Below are 23,469 nucleotides of genomic sequence, written 5' to 3'. Positions count from 1 at the left end.
GGATATAGATTATTGTTATTTCTTAAAATTAATATGAACGTCGAAAAATTCACCCTTTTGAAGAATTCCGTCTAAATTTCGATCAATAATTAAAGCAATATGTACTTGATCGTTGTCGTAAATATTCCAATCCATTTCAGCGTCATATTGATAAACACCTTTTAATGTCCATTTGTAAATATCCCAATTTCCAGACGTTCCAATTTTATCCACACGTTTTTCATTATTTGAAACATAATATAAATATTGATGTCCATCATACGATAAAAACGGATAATATATGACTTGGTTTTTCTCTGCAGCAAAACCACTACTAGGTTCAAAATATGGTATGCTTTCTATTTTTATTCCTTCTTGAAAATTAACATCAGCCGAACTATCAGTCACTAATGCTTGTGCAGCGTAAAACAGATTTTTCTTTTCTTGATAAGGTTTATTTAGATATTCAATACTAAATTCTTCAGGACGAAGCGTAATTGTTTGATCAGCTTGATTAATATTAAATGTTTTATTTCCTTGTTTTATTATAATATTATTAGTTGTATATTCTTGTGCATTTCCAAAAGAAGGCAAAAGACTACAAACCATTAGAACCATTATTTTTTTCATCTACTTTTCTATTCTGATAGTGCTAAATTATTTCGAAAATTCTTCAAAAAACTCACTATAATTATTGAATTTACTAGATTAAATCGTAAATAAAAGAAATAACGAATTTATTTTAACTAATGGTACAAGAATAACAACTGTGTACAAATATCAAAAAGTAGATGAAAATACGCTGGTGTTGATAGAATATCGTGATAAAAATAATGATGGGAAAGAAGATAAAATCTTAAATTATTATGAACATAAATAACGCAAAAAGACAGCTTAATTAGTTGTCTTTTTTATTAAAAATTATTTCAATTTTGCGAGAAAACAATATAATTCCTTGCTAATTTATCTTTGTCAATATCAAACAAATGCAATTCAATTTCTTGTTGAATTTTCTTTAAATCTTTAATTGGTATTAATATCGAAGTCTGAAAAATAACTTCTGGTAATTGAGAATCTTCTAAATAATCAATGAAAACTAAATCTCCAACATCTAAATCATTTTCATTTTTAATTTTCTGAATTGCAAAATCTAATTTTGAATACTTAATAGAAGAATATTTTGTTTGATATAAACCAAAATCTCGATTATAACTAATTGTCTTATTATTGATAATAATATTCTCTTTTCCATAAATATTCCACAGAAAATATCGAATAATAAAATAGAAAATAAGGAAGCTGATTATAGAAATTGGAACAAAGAAATTTTGCGGCTCCGAATCAATTATTGTGATTAAACTAATCGGAATTGAAATCATCAATAAAATGCAAAAGAACAAAAAGAATTTTCTCCTTTTAGAAGGATTAATTTCTAAAGTGACGTACAAGTTAATGTTATCTTTTGCTATTTTATATTGATTTATCATCTATTCAATTCTTTTATCCTTGCTTTGTTTCTTCCGTCCAAAAGTGACGCAACAGCCCAAATTGCTGCGGGCAACCATCCAATTAAGGTGATTTGTAAGATTAAGCAAATAACGCCTTGTATTATTTTTCCTCTTAAAATGAATGATAACCAAGGTAGGAGTACGGCTAGTATGATCATTGTGTTGTATTTATCGAATTAATTATTTCGTTGTAATGTAAAATTGAAACTTTATTTGATGTTGAATGCAAATCATTTTCAATAAGTGATTGAGCAACTTTTCCAGCTTCAATTGATTTATATTTAGATAATTTTCCGCGTAAAAAGAAATTGATCAAAGGAAAAACTTTTGAACTTATATTCTCAGCCAAACGATATTCCTCTCGATTGCCAATTAACAAAGATGGACGATACAAGAATAATTGTTTGATAGTATTCTTTTGCAAAGTTTCTTCGGCTTCGCCTTTCATTTTTAAATAAAAATTAGACGAGTTCGCATTTGCACCAACTGCCGAAATATAATGAAACTTAGTTAATCCTTTTTGATTCCCAATCTTTGCAAATTGATTCGGAATATCGACTTCAATTTTACGATAAACATCTAAATCAGGCGTCTTTTTTCGAGTTGTTCCCAAGCACGAAAAAATAGAATCAATCTGCTGGATTTCATCTAAATTAATTTCTGAATTAAAGTCAGTGACGATTTCAATTAACTTTGGATGATTGATTTGTTGAGGTTTTCGAACAATTGTGATAATAGTAGCATAATCAGGATGATTGAATAACTTTTCTAAGAGAAGAGAACCAATTAAACCTGAGCTTCCTAAAACCAATGCAGATTTACCCATCATCTAAATTTTCATTAACAACCAATACCACGCACCATTTACATCACCTTGTTCCAAAAGTTTTGCTGCAACTTGATGACGAACCTCAACAGATTTAAACTTTTGAATATCTAATCGTTCTGTCAATTGTTCCTTGAAATTAAGAATCATTTCATCTGTAGGTAATTTTTCTACATTTCCTAATTGACCTAAATTATTACCTGTTAAATAATTAGAATGCTTCACTTCGTCAGGAAGTTGATCTATTCCCAAACCAATTGTACGCGTAGGTTTTTCGACTTCGAAGATCGATTCTGGAATAACTCGGCAATAATAATCACCTCCCATACGAGCAACTAAATCCAAATCATAAGGCGAAACTTTATCATTTTCATCCAGTAAATCCTCTTGTACATGCATGCGCACAATTTCTGCAATCACCAAATTAGCTGCACCTGGTTGATCTGTAACAGAAATTACTTCACGCACTTTACATTCAAATTGAATCGGAGATTCGGCTACACGAGGAGGTTTAACCAACTCTGAAGGTAATTCTGTAAAACCAGCTTTCACAAATTCATTTACACCTTTTGGATATTCCACACTTGCCAACGATTGTTGCTGAACCATGTTATAATTGACAATATTAATTACACATTCAGGGTGTTCCCAAACATTTTCTAATGTATGCTTTGTCGATCCATCTCTCATTTTTCGAAGTGGAGAAAATACACAAATAGGCGGATTTTGTCCCATCATATTGAAGAATGAAAATGGGCTCAAATTTACATTTCCGTCTTTATCTATCGTACTTGCAAAGCAAATAGGACGTGGAGAAATAGCGTGTTTGAAAATGTCATTAAATTGACTTGTATTTGGCTCAAAAGATTTTGTATGTTGCATAAGTTGAGTTTATTGGGTATAAAGATGAACAGAATTTACTAATTTTCCTAATCCTGTAACAGACATTTCGATAGTATCATTTGGTTGTAACCATTGTTCTTTATAAGCTGGATTCTGACGTTTTCCAGTTCCATTCAATTCAAGAAAACAACCTGTACCAACCGTTCCAGACCCTATAATATCACCAGGATAAAGTTTGACACCATACGAAATACGTTCGATAATCTCGGCGAAAGTCCAATGCATATCTTTGAAATTTCCATGAGAAACTTCAATATTATTGACTGAACAAGACATTTCTAAATCATAACAATTTCCGATATGTCCTTCTTTAGGCTCAACTTTGTATTTTTCGATTTCGTTTGGTGTTACTAAATATGGACCAAACATCGAAGCGAAATCTTTTCCTTTTGCAGGACCAAGATTCAGTTTCATTTCTTCCATTTGTAACGCACGTGCACTTAAATCATTCAAAATCATAAAACCACCAATATATTCATCTGCATGTTCTGCTTTTATATTGATACCTTCTTTTTTGATGACAATAGCGACTTCAAGTTCAAAATCCATTCGATTGAAATGTTTTTCCATGGCAATTATTTTTCCTGGACCTTGAATAGCTTGATGATTAGAGAAATAGAACACAGGAAATTGATCAAATTCTGGAATCATATCCAAACCTCTATTCAACCGAGAAGTTTCTACATGTTGACGAAACGCATACGCATCTCTAAAACTTGAAGGATGAGGTATTGGAGCCAAGATTTGAGGCTCTTTTACTAGAGCTTTCTTATGTTCACCACGATTGATTTCGTTTGTAATCTGTTGACAAATTATAAGTGAAAAATCATCATCAGCTAAAATATCAATTAGGGTAGAGGGTAAGTTGTGATTAATCTGTGTCAAATCATAGATAGAGTCTTGCAAAACAAGACCTACTTTTTCTTGTCGATTGTCTAAGAAAGTAACGAATTTCATTATTTGTTGTTTGAGAGGTGAAGATACGAAGATGATTTTAATGTTGAAATAAGTGAAGAAAAAAAGAGAAAATTTATAGAACTTATTTTATTTATTCATAATAGAATCTATTTTCAACGTTAACTTATCAGCACCTTTTGCATTTAGATGATCTGAATTTTTGAAATCTTTTTTATTGAAATCTTTATTATTAATAAAATAATCGATGAAAACGACATTATCGTATTTCGATAAGCGATTAATATTATTTTTTAAGTTGAAATATTGAGGTGTATTTATGACATAATTTTTATATAAATTGGTTGTAGGAGTAGCCAATAGAACAATTTTTATATCATTTGATTTTGCTTGTTTTATAATTTGTTCTAAATCATAAAAATGTGTTTTTATAATACGTTGTACTTGATTTGAATTTAAATTTGCACGATGTCTTTCAAACGTTTTTTTAGCGTAAATACTATCATTCCAACTTGGTTCGTATCGCTTTTTTATATAACCATTAATATCTATTGTTAAATTATTTTTATCCTGAATCCAATAATCTTTTATTCGATTATAATTAACATCAATAGGTTCTGAAAAAATTTCGTAATTAAGATTAAAGTCGTTATTATTTATATCAATTTTCCAATAAATTGAATAATATTTTAATTTCTTTTGATTAAAATTATTCAATTGTTTTGTAAACGAAAAATACGAAATGGGAATAATAATGGTTTTTAAATTGGGTAAATATTTTCGATTTTGTTCAAAAATTTTATAATCTAAATCTAGTGATTGAGCAGAATGTGCAGCATTAAAAGTTTTATTGGTAAATAATTTTGGATTGAGCCCTGTAAAAGTATGTGAACTTCCAAGAATCAAAGTTTCTATTTGTTTTCCATTTTCTTTTAAATAATCTGCTTTGTATTTGTAATCGTTGGGAATTTTTCGAAGTGTTTGTTCTATTCCAATTATTATCATAATGACAACTATGAATAAAGGTATTATGAAGCGTACTATTTTTTTCATGCAGATTTAAAAATCTTGAAATTCTATTTTTTTAGAATTGCACAAAAGTAATCTAATTCGGTATAATTTTTTGTCAATTTTTTACCTACTTTCTTATTTTAAACTTACTTTTGAGTTAAAATTCAATAACATGATAAACCCAAATGATAGACTATTAGTGATAAGTACGAGTACTATTCACGGCTATAGTTTTTTAGAATATATAAAAGATGAAATCAAAGAATTTATTCAATCTGATGAAATTATTTTTGTTCCTTATGCGCGACCTTCGGGAATTTCGTACGATGAATATACGCAAAATGTAAAAGATGCTTTGCAAACGGTTGGGGTTTCTGTAAAAGGTTTGCATACTTTCGAGAATAAAAAAGAAGCAATTTTGCATGCGAAAGCGATTTTTATTGGAGGAGGAAATACATTTTTATTGCTAAAAACGTTGTATGAAATTGGTTTGGTAGAAGAGTTGAGAAGTGCTGTACATAACGGAACACCATATATTGGTACAAGTGCTGGAAGTAATTTGACAGGTTTAACAATTGGTACAACAAATGATATGCCGATTGTTTATCCGCCAAGTTTTGATGCGTTACAATTTTTACCTTTTAATATTAATCCGCATTATTTGGATCCTGATCCAAATTCTACACATAAAGGTGAAACAAGAGAAACTCGTATCAATGAATTTCACAAGTTTAATCATCAAGTTGTCGTTGGATTGAGAGAAGGAAGTTGGCTTCGTGTAGAAAATGGAGTAGTGGAATTGAAAGGAAAATTATCGGCCCGAATTTTTAGACAGAGCGAACAACCAATTGAAATTGAATCCGGTATTTTAGAGGAAAAAGTTTATAGTATTTAAAAATCATTTATCTTTAAATTTCATAATATGAATTTAGAGAACAATGAGGATAAATAAATTTTCTTTTATTTTTTTGATCCTTTTTACATTTGGTTGTAAAGAAAAGATCGTTAGTGAATCATCAGTTTCAGAGATTCCATCTGATTATGAAGAATTATTTTCTGTCATGAAAAAAGGCTTTATCGATAGAGATAAAATTGATTGGGAGAATTTGGAGAAAAAAGTAATCGAGAAAACTAAAATATCGAAAGATTCGGCGATTGTAGAGGCAATTACTTTATTAGGAAATAATCATACACATTATCTTACGAAAGATAAAGTGTTATTAACAGGTCGTTTTCCGAAAGCAAAAGTTGAAAGATAAAGTGTTATTAACAGGTCGTTTTCCGAAAGCAAAAGTTGATAGCGCTTGTTTGTTAAAAGTAGAAGATAATAATAAGTTAACTAAAATTCCTGACGTTGCGTATATTAGGATTAAGCGTCATGGGTACAATAAAACAATAAGTGATAAAGACTATATTTTCAATAATCTGAAAATTATTTCTGAACAAGCAAATTCTAATTATTGGATTATCGATTTGAGAGATAATACGGGAGGTTCTAATTGGGTAATGATAACATCTTTATTACCATTTTTTGAAGATAATGTATTAGGATATTCTAAAATTAATAATGATGATATTCCTTGGTCAAAAAAAGATGGATATTTTTTTAATGGAGTTAATAATTTATCAAAAGGATATATTAATTATCCGATAATAAATACAATTCATCCAAGGAAAATTTATGTTTTGATTAATCATAGGACAAGTAGTGCGGGCGAAGCTACATTAATTACGTTAAAATCACTTTCGAATGTGAAAGTTCTAGGTAAGAAAACGATGGGAGCAGCTACTATGAATACGAATACAAAATTGTCTAATGGCGATATGCTTAATTTAACAGCTGGATATATGATGGATGCTAAAAAGAACATTTATCCATATGGAATTGAGCCAGATTATGAATTGTGCACAGAAGATGAAATTTTAAACTTTATCAAATCAGATATTAAAGAATAGCTTATTTTTCCCAATTTCCTAACAAAATTCATTACAATTTTATAACGAAAATCTATTCGATATTGGTTATATTTGTAGAGTTTAAATTAATTATAATAATAAATCAAAATAAAACTATATGAGTTCTTATGATGTAGCCGTAATTGGTGCTGGACCTGGAGGATATGTTGCAGCTATTCGCGCAGCGCAATTAGGATTTAAAACAGCAATTATCGAGAAAGAAAGTTTAGGAGGTACATGTCTTAATGTAGGATGTATTCCATCAAAAGCTTTATTAGATTCTTCTCACCACTATTACGATGCTGTAAATCACTTTAAAGAGCACGGAATCGAAATCGATGCTCCAAAAGTAAACTTCACTCAAATGATTGCTCGAAAAGCAGGTGTTGTAGATACTAACGTAGCTGGTATCAAATACTTGATGAGTAAAAATAACATTGATGTGTTAGAAGGTACTGGTGCTTTTAAAGATGCAACTCATATTGTAGTTACAGCTAAAGACGGTTCTACTCAAGAAATTGAAGCTAAAAATACAATTATTGCAACTGGATCAGTTTCATCTGAATTACCATTTGCACCAACAGATAAAACTCGTATCATCACTTCTACAGAAGCATTAGCTTTATCTGAAGTTCCAAAACACTTAATCGTTATCGGTGGTGGTGTTATCGGATTAGAGTTAGGATCTGTTTACTTACGTTTGGGTTCTCAAGTAACTGTTGTAGAATATGCAGACCGTGTTATTCCAGGAATGGATGGTGCTTTGTCTAAAGAGTTGACAAAAGTATTGAAAAAACAAGGAATGAAATTCCACACTTCAACTGGTGTAACTTCTGTTGTAAATAACGGAAATGATGTTACATTAAAAGCAACTTCTAAAAAAGGAGAAGAAATCGAAATTAACGGAGATTACGCTTTAGTAGCTGTTGGTCGTCGTGCTTTCACAGGATCTTTAGGTTTAGAAAACGTAGGAGTAGAGGTTGACGAAAGAGGTCGTATCAAAACAAACGATCACTTACAAACTAATGTTTCTAACATTTATGCGATTGGTGACGTTGTTGCTGGTGCAATGTTAGCACATAAAGCAGAAGAAGAAGGTGTTTTAGTTGCTGAGCAATTAGCAGGTCAAAAACCTCATATCAACTATAACTTAATTCCTGGTGTTGTTTATACTTGGCCAGAAGTTGCAGGAGTTGGTAAAACAGAAGAGCAATTAAAAGAAGAAGGAGTAGAGTACAAAGTTGGTTCTTTCCCTTTCAAAGCTTTAGGACGTGCTCGTGCATCTATGGATACAGACGGTTTTGCTAAAATTTTAGCTGATAAAAACACAGACGAAATCTTAGGAATGCATATTATTGGTGCTCGTGCTGCTGATTTAATTGCAGAAGGAGTTGTAGCAATGGAATTCCGTGCATCTGCAGAAGATTTAACAAGAATGTCTCATGCTCACCCAACATTCTCAGAAGCGATCAAAGAAGCTGCTTTAGCTGCTACAGACAATCGTCCAATTCACGCTTAATCAAATAGATTTAAGATAAATTCCTAAAAAGCTGTTCGTAAGAGCAGCTTTTTTTATAATTTTAAACTTTATAAACATCAAGAATGGAAAATATCACGACTTTATTCAAAGAAAATTGGGACACAATATTAATTACTGTTATATCAGTGATAACATTTTATTTTGTATTTAAATCGAAAGAACGAAAGAGAAGAAATTAATTTTCCTTAAAGTAAACTGGGTTTGGGTAAAGAAATTCATAATTAAATTCATCTTGTATTTTTTGACTTGAAATTATTTTTCCTTCACGACTTATAGAGGAAATAATTTTCTTATTTAATTGATATTCTAACACTTCTTCTTTAGTAGGATGTTCTGGTGAAACGATATTATAAATTGATGAATTTTTATTTATATGAATTATTTTTTCGATCACTTGACAAACATCTAGATAATGTATATGATTGACCATTTGAGATAGATTAGAATGTTCTAAAGTTAAATATTTAGAAAGAAATCTATCGTTTCCCATTAGTCCGCCTAAACGTAAAATGATTAATTGATTATATTTTTCTTTTAATTGATTTTCAATTGAATAATAAGGATTATTTAAATGAATAGTTTCAATTGGATTTTCAAAAATAATTTCATTATTTTCAGAATAAATTGCTGTTGAACTAAGCAGAATAAGTTGATTATTATAATCTCCTAAAAAGTCAATTAAATGCTGAAATCTTTTCTGTAAATCGTCTAAATTATTTCTTCTTCCAAATGGAATTGTCACAATAACAAAATCATAATTGTGTTTAATTTTTTCAGATTTGTAATGATCAAAATCGATTGAAAAACAATTTTCTGCATCCGAAATTCGTTTCGTAGTTTCAATCAAAAATTGCTTTTCTAAATACTTTTCTAATCTTGATCCCAACCAACCTTTTCCAATAATCAATCCTTTTTTCATTCAATTTTATTAAGCAATAAATATAATACTGTTCTATTTTCTAACCGAAAATAACTTTCTATTTTTGCCAAATGTTAGAAATTCTTTATCAAGACGAATATATTATTGCCATTAACAAACCAAGTGGATTGTTGGTTCATAAATCTTTTTATGCGCGTGATGCGTCTGTTTTTGCGGTTCAGGAATTACGCAATCAAATTGGTGGACAACATGTTTATCCCATTCATCGTTTGGATCGTAAAACGTCAGGAGTTTTGCTTTTTGCTTTAGATAAAGAAAGTTTAAAAATTATGAATGATCGTTTTGCAACACGCGAAGTTGAGAAAAAATACTTGGCTATTTTGCGTGGTTGGTCGCCAGAAGAAATGACGATAGACTATGATTTGACGAATGATGATGGTGTAAAGCAAAATGCAATTACCTATTTTCATCGTTTACAAACGGCAGAAATTGATTTAGAATATAACAATCATCCGACTTCACGTTATTGTTTGGTAGAAGCAATTCCCGAAACTGGTCGTATGCATCAGTTGCGTAAGCATTTTCGTCATATTTTTCATCCAATTTTGGGAAGTCGTCCGCATGGATGTAACAAGCAAAATAAATTGTGGTTAGAGAATTTTGGATTGAAAGGAATGATGCTTCACGCGCATGAACTAGTGTTTAATCATCCAATTACAAATGAACAACTTGTTTTGAATGCAAAGGTAAATGAAGAATTTTCTAAAGTTGGAGATATTCTTGGGTTAGATTTAGAAAAATATAAATAATCTTAATTAATATTTCTCAATTTATCATTTATATTAAATTTATAATTCAGAACGTTAAATAATTGAAATTGAGAATAATGTTTCATAAATTAGTAGAACCAAATATTCTTGCTTATGAAACATTATTTTTACTCATTTTTTACTTTATTTCTTTTATTTAATTGTTCAGAAAATAAACCTGAAATTAAAAAGCTCACTCAACAAGAATTAACAGAAACAACAGAATTTAAAGAAGCTTCACCCGAAAAAAAACAATTATTTTCTGAACTTACAGCTTTTCAGAAAGATTTACAAAGTAAGCAAGCTCAGAAAATTCCAGATTATTTGGATTGTCCAAAACGTATCGAAGAATTAGATTTGAATACTAAAAATACAGCGATTCGTACTGATGTTGAGGCAAATTCATTTCGATTATCGACAAATTTAGTTACAGATAATTTTGATTTGATTTACAATGAATTAGATTTGAATATTATTAATGAAGCAATAAAATCTATTCCAGAAACGGATTTATTGGCAAATGATAATGTATCGACAAATGTAAAAATTGGTGAATGCGATTATCATACTTCAATTTTGATGAAAAACAAAGAAGTCGAATTTAATATTAAATCTTCGACACCAAAAAATGAATGTAAAAAAGATCAAAAATGGAAATTTGTTTCGAATGGAGAAATTCTTGTTTTAGATCATCGAAAAATGTTATAATTAAAAAAAAGTTCAAATTTTGAACTTTTTTTTAATTTGTATAATAGTTATTATTCTCTAAAAAATTATAACCCAAATCATAATATTGTATTGGTTCATTTTTAAACTTTATTTGAAAGCGTTGATGATCCGTTTCCAATGATTCTAAACTTTTTGGGTTAAAATATTTGTGCTCAGAATTCCAATAATAATTAGGTCTAAAATTGTTTATTTTTATAGTTTTAGATGTAAATTTAAATGGATTTGTTTGATGTTTCATCAATTCTGTCCATAAATAGAACATCTGATAATTACTAAAATCTTCTCCATTTTCTGTTTTATAAAAATAAAGAGGGTTTTGAATTGAAAAATAATTTTGAGATTGATACGGTTTTTTATCTTCCAAATAATAATCCATCAATCGTAAAATATCTAATAATTGTTTAACTTTCGGTGGTCCATCATTTAAATAGAATGAAATTTTCTTGATTACTTTTTCGTCTTTTACAAAGACTAATTCTTCGTAATTACCATCTGTTGCAAGCCTTTCATATTTATTTGGTAAATTCTTAATATCAATCTGATTTAATATTTTTTTAAAGTAATTAAAATATTCCTTATTAATTTTGCCTTTGTAAAGACCTTCTATATTTGTAAATTTTTCACCATCATATATAAAAGTCCCATCAGCCTCTATTCGATAATTATAAATAGGACAAGTTCCATAACAACCACTACTTGTAACGATTATTGCATCAAATTTGTTTTGATAAACTTGTTGTGCTTTTTCTTTAACAAGCATAAAGTTTTCGAAGTAAATAGTATCATTTGTAAATTTCTTTATTTCACCATACTCGATATCTTGTTTTGTTAGTGTATTGTACCAATAAATAATGGAATCTTTAATAATGAATTTTGTCTTATAACCTAAATAATTATTTTTTTTTGTTTTTTTATTATAATTGTGAAATTGATTAGCGTCAAACAATGTATCATTTTGAAAAGTGTATAAAACATTAGGTTTGAAAAAAAAATCAGGAGGAGGTAAATCTTCATCTATCATAGTTTCTTCAGGATAATATTCTTTTATCCAATTTCCTTGTAAAGCATTATTAGCTTTACCATCAAAGGAATTGTGACAACTTGTGATAATTATTAATAGTAGAATATATTGGCTTAATTTATTCATTTTAAACTTTATTTAAATAAATATAGTGATTATTAAAAATAAAAAAAGCAACTTTTAATAAGTTGCTTTTATATATTAATGAGAATGTACATGCATTGAAACGGTTAAATAAGCGAGAATAAAACCGACTAAAATAGAACCAAACTTCTTCAAATTAAATTTATGTCCTTCATTACTTTCAAATAAGATTACTGTAGAAATGTGTAAAAATATTCCCGAAACAATTGCACTCATTTCCAAAGAATAATTAGAAATAATGGTATGTTTTCCTAAGAAATACCCCATTGGAGCAGCTAAAGCAAACAAGGTCATAAACAAAAAACGCTTTGCGTTAGATTCTGTATGTTGACATAATGCGCTAAACAAAATCATTGAAACTGGAATATTATGAACAAAAATTGCCCACATAAAATTGTGAGATTCTGCATTTGCAACAGGAATTCCTTCGATAATCGAGTGTAAAAATAATCCGCCAAAAATTCCGAAAGGAAATTGCTCTTTTTTGTGTAAATGAATATGTCCGTGTTCAACGCCTTTACTGATCGTTTCTAAAATATATTGTACAACAACACCTAATAAAACAAACAATCCAATAGAATGATGGCTATGATTTTCGGATGGATGTCCATAGACTTGTGGCAAAATTTCTAAAACGGTCATCGCCAAAAAATACGCACCACTAAAGGTTAGTAGCAGTTTTGAGTTGTGTTTATTTTTGAGTAATATTCGAGAAAATAAAACTCCTATTAACACACTTGAAATTAAGATTAAACTTTCTTTCATTTGTTTAAAACTAAAATTAAGCGGTCAGAAGTTTGTTCATCAAAAGCATCAAGATTATAATTTCCAAATACTTTATCTAAAATAAAACCTTCCGTTTCGTATATTTTTTTGAAATCGTTGAAATAAATTAAACGAACAAACTCTTCAAAATGAAATATTTCGCCTTTATCTGTGAAATCAATTTCTTTTTTGATAAAACCATTTTCGACAGATTTTGTGATTTTGAATAAAATTCCATCAATCAGCTTTTCCTCATAAGGAATCATTGTCGAAACTACTTTTTCTGCATTCAGATAATCTAAAACAAAGATTCCATGTGATTTTATTTGTTGTTTTACAGTTTCAAAAACTTTAAAATTATCTTCATAATTTTCAAAATAACCAAAACTTGTAAAAAGATTGAAAACCGCGTCAAATTCGTTTGGATGATAAACTTCGCGCATATCATGTTTTTCAAATTTTAAATATTCATTTTCAAATTGTTTAGCGTACTTGATACTTTCTTCAGATAAATCGATTCCCAAAACATCAAAACCTAATTTATTTAATGTAATAGCATGTCGTCCCTTTCCACAAGCTAAATCTAACACTTTTGCGTACTGTGGAAGTTGTAAATATTTCGTGATTTTTTGAATAAAATCTTCCGCTTCTGTTAAGCTTCTGTTCTTGTATAAAATATGATAATATGGCGAGTTAAACCATTTTACAAACCATTGTAAATCCATTGTTGTTATTATTGGCAATTTGAGCAAGTTCCTGTGATGACGCAATTGCAATCTTGCATCGAAAATCCTTCGGGTAAATTAATTTTTATTTCTTCTTTCAAACAAATAAGTTGATTACAAGTTGTGCAACGAAAATGAAAATGATCGTGGTGGTGGTGTGTATGTTCACAACAGGTTTTGCACATCGCAAAATAATTTACGCCGTCATCTCCCACAACTTTATGCATCATTCCGTCTTCGCAAAAATTATTCAGAATACGATAAATCGTTGCTCTGTCCATTTTTCCTTGCAATTGTGTTTCAATTTGTTCCTGATTTAATGCAGTCGTACACGAATTGAACAAATCAATAACCGCTTGTTTGGTTGGTGTATTTCGTCTTTTCATTTCTTAATGCAAATATGTTGCAATAATACAAATTTTATGGGAAATAAAAAATCCTATTCACTTTCGAATAGGATTTTTTTGTCTAGCTGAATTTATTTTCAGTTTCTTATTTTTTTATGTCTGATTCTGAAACGAATTTAGAATGACTTTTTGTTGAAATTAAATTTACTTAGAAATAGCCTCACATTTTTCTTTTAACCAAGTTGTTTCTTTCTCATCTAAGAATGGAGAAATTTTCTCGAAAACAAATTGATGATAATTATTCAACCATGCAATTTCTTCGTTTGTCATTAAATTAACATCAATCAAATTTTTCTCAATTGGGAAAACTGTAATAATCTCAAACTTCAAGAAATCACCAAATTGAGTTGACATCGCTGGTTGAACAATCATTAAATTCTCTATTCTAATTCCGTATTCACCATCGCGATACAAACCTGGCTCGTTAGAAAGTACCATTCCAGCTTTAAGTGGCGTTAAATTTTCTTCTAAACGAATACTTTGCGGCCCTTCGTGCACACATAAGAAATGACCAACACCGTGTCCAGTTCCGTGTCCGTAATTGAAACCGTTTTCCCAAAGCGCTTTACGCGACAAAACATCTAACAAAGAACCACGAGAATTAATAGGAAAAATAGCTTGCGATAAACCAATATTTCCTTTAAGAACTAAGGTATAATCTGTTTTTTGTTGTGTCGTTGGTTCTCCTAACATCAATGTACGCGTAATGTCTGTTGTTCCTTCCAAAAACTGAGCTCCAGAATCAATTAGCAACATTTCTTTTCGTCCTAATGTATAAGCAGTTTCAGGTGAAGCAGAGTAGTGGTTCATTGCACCGTGATCAGCGTATCCACAGATTGTTCCGAAACTTACACCTTTACAATTTTCCTGTTGTAAACGGAAAAATTTCAATTGCTCATCAACTGTAACTTCATTAATGTTATTTTCGATATTTTCTTCTAACCACATGAAAAATTTCGTCAATGCAACACCATCTTTTACCATTGCATTTCTGAAGCCTTCTTGTTCGATTTCGTTTTTAACAGATTTTAGATTTGTTACTGGAGAAGCAATTAAATTAATAGTTGAAGAAGTAGAAATTGCTTTGTATAACGATTGATTAACTCGATTTCCATCTACCAATACATGCGATTTTTCGTTTTGTTTCTTTAAATAATCGTAAACCGCTAAATAAGGTTGAATTGTAATTCCTTCATTTGCTAAAGCAGTTTTTGTTTCTGGAGTTACTTTTGCTTCATCTATAAATAAATACGCATTTTCTGTATCCACAGCGGCATATGAAATTGTCAATGGATTATAGTTAACATCATTTCCACGAATATTAAATAACCACGCAATTTCATCCAACGAATTCATGATATATACATTGGTATTTGCTTTTTTCATCTCATTGCGCACTTCCGAAATTTTTTCTGAAGCAGATTTTCCAGCAAATTTTACATCATAAATATAGAATGGATTCTCTGGTAAAGCAGGACGATCTTGCCAAGCTAAATCAATTAAATCAATATTTTTAACTGAAAGTTGATTGAATGAAAACTCGTTATAATTTTCTGCAAAAGCATTGTGCGCAAACATTTGCGGATTAAGACCAACAACTTCTCCTTCTTTTAATTGAGAAATAATCCATTCGTTGATAGAAGGAGTTTCTGGCATTCTCATTTTCATCAACTCAAAAGTCGTGTCTTTTAATTGATCTTCTGCCTGAATAAAATATCTCGAATCCGTCCAAACAGCCGCTTTTTCTAATGTTACAACTGCAGTTCCAGCCGATCCATTGAAACCTGAAATCCATGTACGCTCTTTCCAACGATTTGGTAAATATTCGCTTCCGTGCGGATCTGTTCCAGGAATAATTGTTGCGCTAACTCCATTTTGTTTCATAACCTCTCTCAAAGCTGAAAGACGATCTGTGATTTTTTCCATTTTATATCGAATTCTAAAAAATTAAACTTTAATAGCCGAAAGGTACGAAGAATGTCGATGAAGGAAAATATAGAAATTAAGAAATATTATTAAGATTATTATCTGGTTTCATCACGATGTTTTTCTGATAAAACAGGTTCTGCAAAAGCAATAAATTCATTTTCTTGTAATTCGATTAATTTATCAAAAACAGATTTATAATTTATTTTTAAAGGAATTTCTAGAACAAAGTATTTTTCATTCAGCGCTTCACTTTCACAATTCAAATTCTTGAAAATATTTCTAATATCATCTCTATTAATTTCATCATTCATTATTATAACTTGAACTGTCGAATTTCCAGAAAATTCAATTACTTTTCTAAAAGTCAAACATTCTTCATCGTTATCATATTCAGCAAATACTATATCGTCACTTGAAAAACATGGACCATAGAACGGAATATTTTCAATTTTATATAATCCTTTTTCTTTGTCTATGGTTTCTGTCCAAAGTGTTTCAACTATTTCTTCTTCTAAAACCTTACTATAATATCGAACCAATATTTTTTCATATTTAGTTTCTTGATCCATGAAATATTTTTTGTTAAGATATAAATTAGTTTAGAATATCGAAAAACAATTATTCCTTTCTCAATTTCCTTTATTTCCCGTACTTTTGTAAAAATTTTATTTCCTTGGAAAATTTCAGAATGATTGCGAAAACCTTTTTTGGTTTCGAAGAAATATTAGCGCAAGAATTAAAAGCGTTGGGTGCGGCAGATGTTAAAATCCAAAACCGAATGGTTGAATTTAATGGCGATTTAGGTTTCATGTACAAAGCAAATTACAGCTTGCGTACTGCACTTCGTATACAGAAGCCAATTCTTTCGTTTTCTGCGAAAAATGATCATCAATTGTATGAGAAATTCAAAAAATTCCATTGGGAAAATTATCTAAATGTCGATCAAACTTTTATGATTGATCCAACTGTTCATTCAGATTATTTTACGCATTCGCATTATGCTGCTTTAAAAGTGAAAGATGCTATTGTAGATCGATTCAAAGAAAAAAATGGTCGTCGTCCAAGCATTGATAAAGATTTTCCAGATGTACGTTTTAACTTACATATTTCGCACGATAAAATTACGTTGTCGTTAGATTCTTCTGGAGAATCGTTGCACAAACGTGGTTATCGTGAAGAAACTGGTCCAGCTCCAATTAACGAGGTTTTAGCAGCAGGTTTGTTGTTGCAAGCGGGTTATGATGGAAAAGGAAATTACCTTGATCCAATGTGTGGTTCGGGAACAATGTTGATTGAAGCGGCGATGATTGCGAATAATATTCCGCCACAAATTCATCGTAAGCATTTTGCTTTTCAGAATTGGCCAGATTATGATGAAACATTGTTTACACAAATTCGTAATACGCGCTTAAATCGAATCAAAGAATCTGAATATAAAATTGTTGGATACGAAATTTCTCCAATGATGGTAAAAATTGCGCAGATGAATATAAAATCTGCTGATTTAGAGGATTTTATTGAAGTTAGAAATCAAGATTTCTTTACATCTAAAAAGGAATTGTTCCCAGTTTTATTGGTGTTCAATCCGCCTTATGATGAGCGTATCGAAAATAATAACCAAGAATTTTACAAACAAATTGGTGACACGTTAAAATCGAGTTATCCAAATACATTGGCGTGGTTTATCACATCAGATTTACAAGCCAAAAAATATGTCGGTTTACGTCCTTCGAAGAAAGTAAAAGTGTTCAATGGTAAGTTAGAATGCGACTTTTTACAATACGAAATGTACGAAGGAAGTAAAAAAGCTAAAAATCAAAATTAAGAGAAGTGAGTCAATTTATAAAAGAAATTTGTCAAGATCAAAAAGTATATCTTTTAACTTCGGAAGAAGGTTTTGCTGTTTCGTATTCAGAGGAATTTGAGTATGAAGATGGCTCTAATTTAGAGGTTATTTGTTTTTGGTCGAATACAGATTTAGCTGAAAAAGCGAAACAAAATCAATGGGCAAATCATAAAATTGATTCGATAGATTTGAATACTTTTTTAGAAGAATGGTTGTTCGGAATGATTGAAGAAGTTTCTTTGGTTGGAATTAATTTTGACGAAACTTCGAAAGGAGAGGAGCAAAGTCCATTGGATACTATTTTGGCAATTGTTCATGAATTGAATCAATCAAAATCAACTTTCAAATTGAAGCATTTTAAGAATTTAGATGAAATTCAGAAAGTAACTTTAGAATTGAAAGAATCATTCAATCAATAATATATTTTGGAAAAAGAAGATTTACAACTTTCGATAATTATTGCCGTTTACGAACGTCAAGATGAATTGACAGAATTATTGTCAAGTTTAACGAAACAAACGGATAAGTCATTCGAAATTATTATTGTAGACGATGGTTCTAAAAATAAATTGGATGCTGTTTGTGCTAAATTTGAAATTCAATTAGATCTTCATTATTATTACAAAACAAATTCAGGTCCAGGAAAATCGAGAAATTATGGAATGGAGAAAGCGAATGGAAATTATTTCATTTTCTTAGATTCTGATACGATTATTCCTGCAACTTATATTGAATCGGTTAAAAAAGAATTGACAACTAATTTTGTTGATGCTTTTGGCGGACCAGATGATGCAGATGACTCGTTTACAGATTTGCAAAAAGCAATTACTTTTTCGATGACTTCTTTCTTAACAACAGGAGGAATACGTGGAGGAAAAAAGCAAATTGGTAAATTTCAGCCACGTAGTTTTAATATGGGAATTTCACGAAAAGCGTACGAAAAAACGGGTGGATTTGCTGATTTGCGTGTTGGAGAAGATCCAGATTTATCGCTGCGTTTGTGGGAAAATGGTTTTGAAACGCGATTATTTCAAGATTCGAAAGTGATACATAAACGTAGAACTTCGTTAAAGAAATTTGCGAAACAAGTGTATCAATTTGGAGTTGCACGCCCAATTCTTAATCAACGACATCCAAATTATATCAAACCAACTTTTTGGTTTCCAAGCTTATTTTTTGTCGGAACTTTAGTTGCATTTTTATTTTTATTGTTGAGTTTTATTCTTCCAAAACATCGATTTATTCTTCAAATTCCATTTGTTTTGTGGTTAATTTACATGTTTTTGATTTTTATTTTCTCAACTATTCGTTTTAAATCAGCGGTAGTTGGTTTATTGTCGATTCAAACAACTTTAATTCAATTTTTCAATTATGGTTATGGATTTTTAGAAAGTCAATTCAGGTTGAATATTCTCAAACAGAATCCTAAAAAAGTTTTTCCGAGTCATTATCATATCGATTAAATATAAAAAATAAAGGTCAAGAGAAATCTTGACCTTCTTAATTTCAAAGCATTGCTTTGAAATCTAACTTAAAATACTAATAAACTCAAATTTAACATTTATTGTTGAGATTAAATCATAAATACTCTATTGTATTTTGTTAATCAATTAGTTAAAATAGGTTTACTGAATGAGTTTTCAATAGAATATCATAATAATTGATTAATCTTCTTAAATAGTTAGTTGTATAGAAATCTATTCTATTTAAATCCATTTAGGTTTAAAAAATTTTATTTTAGCTATTTATACTAGTTCCATTCAATCTTTTCGATTAGTTCTCTCAAATATTTCGTAATTTTGCAGACTTAAATTAGAGTAATGCGTACAAAATCGACTGGAAAAAAGAAAATTAATGTAATTACGTTAGGATGTTCTAAAAATGTATACGATTCTGAGGTGTTAATGGGACAGCTGAAAGCCAATGGGAAAGAGGTTGTACATGAACAATCTGGGGAAATTGTAGTGATTAATACTTGTGGTTTCATTGATAATGCAAAGGAAGAAAGTGTTGATACAATTTTAGATTATGTGCAACGTAAGGTAGATGGTTTGGTAGAAAAAGTTTTCGTGACAGGATGTTTGTCAGAGCGATACAAACCAGATTTAATTGAACAAATTCCAAATGTTGATCAATATTTTGGTACGCGCGAGTTACCATTATTGTTAAAAGCTTTAGGAGCAGATTATAAGCACGAATTAGTTGGAGAACGTTTAACAACAACTCCTCGTCATTATGCTTATCTTAAAATTGCAGAAGGTTGTGATCGTCCTTGTTCTTTCTGTGCAATTCCTTTGATGCGTGGAGGAAATGTTTCTCGTCCAATCGAAGATTTAGTTACAGAAGCTACTAAATTGGCAAAAAATGGAACGAAAGAATTAATTTTGATTGCGCAAGATTTAACGTATTATGGATTAGATATTTATAAAAAACGTGAATTAGCGACTTTATTAAGAGAGTTAGTGAAAATTGAAGGAATCGAATGGATTCGTTTGCATTACGCATTTCCAGCTGGTTTCCCAGAAGATGTTTTGGATGTAATTCGCGAAGAACCTAAAGTTTGTAATTATATCGATATTCCGTTACAACATATTTCGACAAAATTATTAAAATCAATGCGTCGTGGTACAACACACGAAAAAACAAATGCTTTGTTAGATGCAATGCGTACAAAAGTTCCTGATATGGCGATTCGTACAACGTTAATTTGTGGTTATCCAGGTGAAACCGAAGAAGATTTCCAAGAAATGAAAGCGTGGGTACAAGAGCAAAAATTTGATCGTCTGGGATGTTTTACTTATTCACACGAAGAAAATACACATGCTTATAATTTGGAAGATGATGTTCCAGAAGAAGTAAAACAACAACGTGTTGAAGAGATTATGGAAATTCAATCTCAGATTTCGTACGATTTGAATCAAGAAAAAATTGGAAAACAATTTAGAGTAATGATTGATCGCAAAGAAGGTGAGAATTTTATTGGTCGTACAGAATATGATTCGCCAGATGTTGATAATGAAGTTTTGATTTCTGCAATTGATACCTATTTACCAGTTGGTGATTTTGTAAATGTAGAGATTATCGAAGCTTACGAATTCGATTTAATTGGAAAAGTAATTGATTAATCAATTTTAGATATAATAAAAAACCACTTCAAATAAAGTGGTTTTTTTATGCTTAATTTTTTTCTTTATTTTTTCAATATTTCATCAAAAAATTCTTTCGAATCGTTATCAAACGTAGGTTTTTGTAACAATAATTGGGAGATTTTTACAATTTTATCAAAATCTTGTTGCGTAAAATATTCACCAAAATGTTCATTGCAAAAATCACCTAAATTTCCTAAAACGATATTCACTTCTTCTTCGCTCAACTCACCTTTTTGTTTCCAACGTTCACGGAACAAACTTGCAGCTAAATAAGAAGAAATATCGATCAAATCATCTATCGAAATATTAGATCCGTTTTTCAATTTTGCCATAATCAACGTATCCATATCGCGATAAATTACTTCTCGTATTGTCAAATCTTTATTTTCCATTCTTTGTATTCTTTCGCAAAATTAGAGATTAAAATTTGGATCTACTTGAAATTTCATCAATTCTTTCGTCTTCGGATGCGTAAATTCTAAGGATTCGGCATGTAAATGCAAACGATTTGTTTTCGTACCATATAAATCATCACCAATAATTGGTGCATTTAGTCCCAAACGATGCGAAGCATGCATGCGCAACTGATGTGTACGACCGGTAATTGGATAAAAATAGACAAGCGTTTTATTGTCTTTTCTTGCAATGACTTCATACTTTGTCTGCGCCGTTTTTCCATGTTCATAACAAACCATTTGTCTCGGTCTATCGTCCAAATCCACACGTAAAGGTAAATCTATAAAACCATTATCGCGCTCAATATTTCCATCTAAAAGTGCAATGTAGCGTTTCTGAACTTTACGTTTAATGAATTGTTGTTGAAGAAGTTTATGACTTTCTTTATTTAACGCCAAAACAAGAATTCCAGAAGTTGACATATCCAAACGATGAACAATAATTGGACCTGTTGCCAATGGAAATTGATGTTTAATTCTAAGATAAACCGAATCTTTAATCTCAATTCCAGGAACAGAAAGAAACTCTTCTGGTTTATTGATGACAACCAAATCATTATCTTGATATAAAATTTCTAACTCTTCAACAGTTGAATTTTGCTTCAACAATAAGTTTTCATTCAGTTCAATTCCTTGCAACATATGTCCTAAAATAGGCTCACATTTTCCTGTACAAGCTGGATAAAATTGACCATGTTTTCTAACCTCAGATTTTGGCGAATCTCCCCACCAAAACTCAGCCATACAAATTGGTTCTAAATCATTTTGAAACGCATATTGCAATAATTTGGGTGCAGCACATTCACCAGCAGCAGCAGGAGGTTGTTGAAATACAGTTGTTGAAAAAATTTCTAATAATCCTTTTTCTTGCTTAAACTTATTCAAGAATTGATATTGATTAAACAATTGATTTTGAAGTAAATTAGATTTTATTTTTCGTTCTTCTTTTAATGAATTGATTTCATTCTTAAAAACATTTATTTTGCTTAATAAAATCTGTTTTTCAGAATCAAGTTTTTCATTTAGAATTCTAAATTCATATTTATCACGTAAACTTTGTTTGACTAAATCTTCTTCAAAAAATTGAATTTCATCTTGAGATAAAGTTGGAGAAATTGTTTCTCGTTGATATTTTCGGTCTTTTTTATTTGATTTTAAAAGTTGTTTTCCTTCTTCAATTTTTAACTTAGAATTGATTTCAAATTGAATAAAATCTTCTTTAAGTTGTAGATAGTTTTGATCATTTTCTAATGATTCTAAAATACGATTGATTTCATTCAAACGTTCTTCTTGTTCTAAGAAAAAACCATTTTTATTCAACATATCAAAAATAGGTGGAACAAAAAATTTGTGTTGATTAGTATTAGCCAATTTACCTGAAACTGCCGCTAAATATCCTACTTCATTCTTTTGATTTCGAACAACTAAAACACCAAACATTTTACCAATTGGAGTGGAAGATTGGTCATTTTCTAAACCAAAATTATGTTCAAAATCGGTTTGATTTTCCAAGTATTCTTGTAGCTCTCTACATGCTTGCTTCGCAATTTCAGTAGGTTCATAATAAAATGGATAATCAAACTTTTTGGGAAGTTCGTACGTAGTAATTGGATGTTTAAAATATTGAAAATAATTGGACATTTGCTTCTTTAAAATCGATGCAAAGATACAGTTTAAGCAATAAATTTTGAAATTGTATTACTCAATTCGTTCCAATAAATACCAATTATCTTTCAATTTTTTAGATATTTTATATTCATTTTGAAATTCATAACGATTTTTACTCTCTGGACTTTTAGTGTAAAATAATTTATTATAGTTAACCCGTTGTGCATATTAAATAATTTGAGTTTTTAGATTATTAATATTTCGATTAAAGTATGTTTTATTAATGTACTGAACCACAGTAAGTGCAGTAATTTTAGCTAGAATTCTGGTTTTAAATCCTTCAAAAGTCTTTGCATAATTTCGT

General features: G+C 29.9%; 26 protein-coding genes and 1 pseudogene. 10 read left to right on the top strand and 17 right to left on the bottom strand.

The window, feature by feature from the left end:
- Window positions 1–15: 15 nt before the first annotated feature.
- The 7 genes from B4E59_RS08175 to B4E59_RS08145 all read right to left on the bottom strand — a co-directional run bounded on the left by B4E59_RS08175 (window position 16) and on the right by B4E59_RS08145 (window position 5,136).
- Window positions 16–609 (bottom strand): hypothetical protein, encoded by a 594-nt coding sequence (locus tag B4E59_RS08175; RefSeq protein ID WP_291049288.1) that lies wholly within the window; start codon window positions 607–609, stop codon window positions 16–18.
- Window positions 610–905: 296 nt separating this feature from the next.
- The gene (locus B4E59_RS08170) at window positions 906–1,466 is read right to left on the bottom strand and encodes a hypothetical protein (RefSeq protein WP_171622765.1); all 561 of its coding nucleotides are present in this window, start codon (window positions 1,464–1,466) and stop codon (window positions 906–908) included.
- Complete coding sequence (locus tag B4E59_RS08165) at window positions 1,463–1,645, bottom strand: YqaE/Pmp3 family membrane protein (protein ID WP_171622766.1); 183 nt, start codon at window positions 1,643–1,645, stop codon at window positions 1,463–1,465. The genes B4E59_RS08170 and B4E59_RS08165 overlap by 4 nt, the downstream gene beginning before the upstream one ends.
- Complete coding sequence (locus B4E59_RS08160; RefSeq protein ID WP_286496302.1) at window positions 1,642–2,313, bottom strand: NAD-dependent epimerase/dehydratase family protein; 672 nt, start codon at window positions 2,311–2,313, stop codon at window positions 1,642–1,644. Before B4E59_RS08160 ends, B4E59_RS08165 begins: the two co-directional genes overlap by 4 nt.
- 3 nt (window positions 2,314–2,316) lie before the next feature.
- Window positions 2,317–3,195: a flavin reductase family protein gene (locus B4E59_RS08155; RefSeq protein ID WP_286496301.1), complete on the bottom strand. Its 879-nt coding sequence runs from the start codon at window positions 3,193–3,195 to the stop codon at window positions 2,317–2,319.
- A 9-nt stretch (window positions 3,196–3,204) separates the two neighbouring features.
- Window positions 3,205–4,173, bottom strand: a complete 969-nt coding sequence (locus B4E59_RS08150; RefSeq protein ID WP_219035164.1) for a fumarylacetoacetate hydrolase family protein — start codon at window positions 4,171–4,173, stop codon at window positions 3,205–3,207.
- Window positions 4,174–4,260: 87 nt separating this feature from the next.
- Entirely contained in the window at window positions 4,261–5,136 is an 876-nt protein-coding gene (locus tag B4E59_RS08145; RefSeq protein ID WP_286496299.1) for a hypothetical protein, read from the bottom strand.
- A gap of 178 nt (window positions 5,137–5,314) precedes the next feature.
- On the opposite strand from B4E59_RS08145, the gene pepE reads away from it, so the two are divergent.
- From pepE to lpdA, 4 genes are all read left to right on the top strand, one after another.
- Complete coding sequence (gene pepE / locus B4E59_RS08140; RefSeq protein ID WP_286496298.1) at window positions 5,315–6,037, top strand: dipeptidase PepE; 723 nt, start codon at window positions 5,315–5,317, stop codon at window positions 6,035–6,037.
- Between the two features lie 43 nt (window positions 6,038–6,080).
- Complete coding sequence (locus tag B4E59_RS08135) at window positions 6,081–6,401, top strand: hypothetical protein (RefSeq protein WP_125349335.1); 321 nt, start codon at window positions 6,081–6,083, stop codon at window positions 6,399–6,401.
- Window positions 6,391–7,098: a S41 family peptidase gene (locus tag B4E59_RS08130; RefSeq protein WP_291049298.1), complete on the top strand. Its 708-nt coding sequence runs from the start codon at window positions 6,391–6,393 to the stop codon at window positions 7,096–7,098. The genes B4E59_RS08135 and B4E59_RS08130 overlap by 11 nt, the downstream gene beginning before the upstream one ends.
- Before the next feature lie 118 nt (window positions 7,099–7,216).
- The gene (lpdA, locus tag B4E59_RS08125) at window positions 7,217–8,617 is read left to right on the top strand and encodes a dihydrolipoyl dehydrogenase (protein ID WP_115000751.1); all 1,401 of its coding nucleotides are present in this window, start codon (window positions 7,217–7,219) and stop codon (window positions 8,615–8,617) included.
- Window positions 8,618–8,813: 196 nt separating this feature from the next.
- On the opposite strand, the gene B4E59_RS08120 is transcribed toward lpdA, so the two are convergent.
- Window positions 8,814–9,557: a Rossmann-fold NAD(P)-binding domain-containing protein gene (locus B4E59_RS08120; RefSeq protein ID WP_286496295.1), complete on the bottom strand. Its 744-nt coding sequence runs from the start codon at window positions 9,555–9,557 to the stop codon at window positions 8,814–8,816.
- A 71-nt stretch (window positions 9,558–9,628) separates the two neighbouring features.
- On the opposite strand from B4E59_RS08120, the gene B4E59_RS08115 reads away from it, so the two are divergent.
- Window positions 9,629–10,327 (top strand): pseudouridine synthase, encoded by a 699-nt coding sequence (locus tag B4E59_RS08115; RefSeq protein ID WP_038331486.1) that lies wholly within the window; start codon window positions 9,629–9,631, stop codon window positions 10,325–10,327.
- A 114-nt stretch (window positions 10,328–10,441) separates the two neighbouring features.
- On the top strand, window positions 10,442–11,035 hold the full coding sequence (locus tag B4E59_RS08110; RefSeq protein WP_038331490.1) for a hypothetical protein: 594 nt from the start codon (window positions 10,442–10,444) through the stop codon (window positions 11,033–11,035).
- Between the two features lie 31 nt (window positions 11,036–11,066).
- Here the strand turns inward: B4E59_RS08110 and B4E59_RS08105 are convergent, their stop codons facing one another.
- The 6 genes from B4E59_RS08105 to B4E59_RS08080 all read right to left on the bottom strand — a co-directional run bounded on the left by B4E59_RS08105 (window position 11,067) and on the right by B4E59_RS08080 (window position 16,616).
- A complete protein-coding gene (locus B4E59_RS08105; RefSeq protein ID WP_291049304.1) occupies window positions 11,067–12,203 on the bottom strand; it encodes a DUF6438 domain-containing protein in 1,137 nt (378 codons plus the stop codon).
- A gap of 75 nt (window positions 12,204–12,278) precedes the next feature.
- The gene (locus B4E59_RS08100) at window positions 12,279–12,986 is read right to left on the bottom strand and encodes a ZIP family metal transporter (protein WP_221855878.1); all 708 of its coding nucleotides are present in this window, start codon (window positions 12,984–12,986) and stop codon (window positions 12,279–12,281) included.
- Window positions 12,983–13,729: a class I SAM-dependent methyltransferase gene (locus B4E59_RS08095; RefSeq protein ID WP_312067342.1), complete on the bottom strand. Its 747-nt coding sequence runs from the start codon at window positions 13,727–13,729 to the stop codon at window positions 12,983–12,985. Before B4E59_RS08095 ends, B4E59_RS08100 begins: the two co-directional genes overlap by 4 nt.
- Entirely contained in the window at window positions 13,720–14,097 is a 378-nt protein-coding gene (locus B4E59_RS08090; protein WP_221855881.1) for a Fur family transcriptional regulator, read from the bottom strand. The genes B4E59_RS08095 and B4E59_RS08090 overlap by 10 nt, the downstream gene beginning before the upstream one ends.
- A gap of 165 nt (window positions 14,098–14,262) precedes the next feature.
- Entirely contained in the window at window positions 14,263–16,044 is a 1,782-nt protein-coding gene (locus B4E59_RS08085) for an aminopeptidase P family protein (protein ID WP_291052419.1), read from the bottom strand.
- Between the two features lie 98 nt (window positions 16,045–16,142).
- Window positions 16,143–16,616: a DUF4265 domain-containing protein gene (locus B4E59_RS08080; RefSeq protein ID WP_038331503.1), complete on the bottom strand. Its 474-nt coding sequence runs from the start codon at window positions 16,614–16,616 to the stop codon at window positions 16,143–16,145.
- A 98-nt stretch (window positions 16,617–16,714) separates the two neighbouring features.
- Here B4E59_RS08080 and B4E59_RS08075 point away from each other — a divergent pair, with 98 nt between their 5' ends.
- The 4 genes from B4E59_RS08075 (at window position 16,715) to rimO (ending at window position 21,018) form a co-directional block, all read left to right on the top strand.
- Window positions 16,715–17,872, top strand: a complete 1,158-nt coding sequence (locus tag B4E59_RS08075) for a THUMP domain-containing class I SAM-dependent RNA methyltransferase (RefSeq protein ID WP_038331505.1) — start codon at window positions 16,715–16,717, stop codon at window positions 17,870–17,872.
- 5 nt (window positions 17,873–17,877) lie between these two features.
- Window positions 17,878–18,312 (top strand): DUF2750 domain-containing protein, encoded by a 435-nt coding sequence (locus B4E59_RS08070; protein ID WP_291049310.1) that lies wholly within the window; start codon window positions 17,878–17,880, stop codon window positions 18,310–18,312.
- 6 nt (window positions 18,313–18,318) lie between these two features.
- On the top strand, window positions 18,319–19,356 hold the full coding sequence (locus tag B4E59_RS08065) for a glycosyltransferase family 2 protein (protein ID WP_291049312.1): 1,038 nt from the start codon (window positions 18,319–18,321) through the stop codon (window positions 19,354–19,356).
- A gap of 357 nt (window positions 19,357–19,713) precedes the next feature.
- Complete coding sequence (gene rimO, locus B4E59_RS08060) at window positions 19,714–21,018, top strand: 30S ribosomal protein S12 methylthiotransferase RimO (RefSeq protein WP_291049314.1); 1,305 nt, start codon at window positions 19,714–19,716, stop codon at window positions 21,016–21,018.
- A gap of 65 nt (window positions 21,019–21,083) precedes the next feature.
- Here rimO and B4E59_RS08055 read toward each other — a convergent pair whose 3' ends face one another.
- The 3 genes and pseudogenes from B4E59_RS08055 to B4E59_RS08045 all read right to left on the bottom strand — a co-directional run.
- On the bottom strand, window positions 21,084–21,434 hold the full coding sequence (locus tag B4E59_RS08055) for a hypothetical protein (RefSeq protein WP_219035247.1): 351 nt from the start codon (window positions 21,432–21,434) through the stop codon (window positions 21,084–21,086).
- 21 nt (window positions 21,435–21,455) lie between these two features.
- Window positions 21,456–23,138 (bottom strand): RluA family pseudouridine synthase, encoded by a 1,683-nt coding sequence (locus B4E59_RS08050; protein ID WP_286496377.1) that lies wholly within the window; start codon window positions 23,136–23,138, stop codon window positions 21,456–21,458.
- Window positions 23,139–23,333: 195 nt separating this feature from the next.
- Window positions 23,334–23,469, bottom strand: a pseudogene (locus B4E59_RS08045) (IS982 family transposase); the annotation flags it as partial.

The organism is Empedobacter sp. UBA2044 (assembly GCF_002333005.1).
Lineage (GTDB): Bacteria > Bacteroidota > Bacteroidia > Flavobacteriales > Weeksellaceae > Empedobacter > Empedobacter falsenii_B.
Note: the sequence above shows the minus strand (reverse complement) of the source record. Positions and strands in the feature narration are given on the sequence as shown.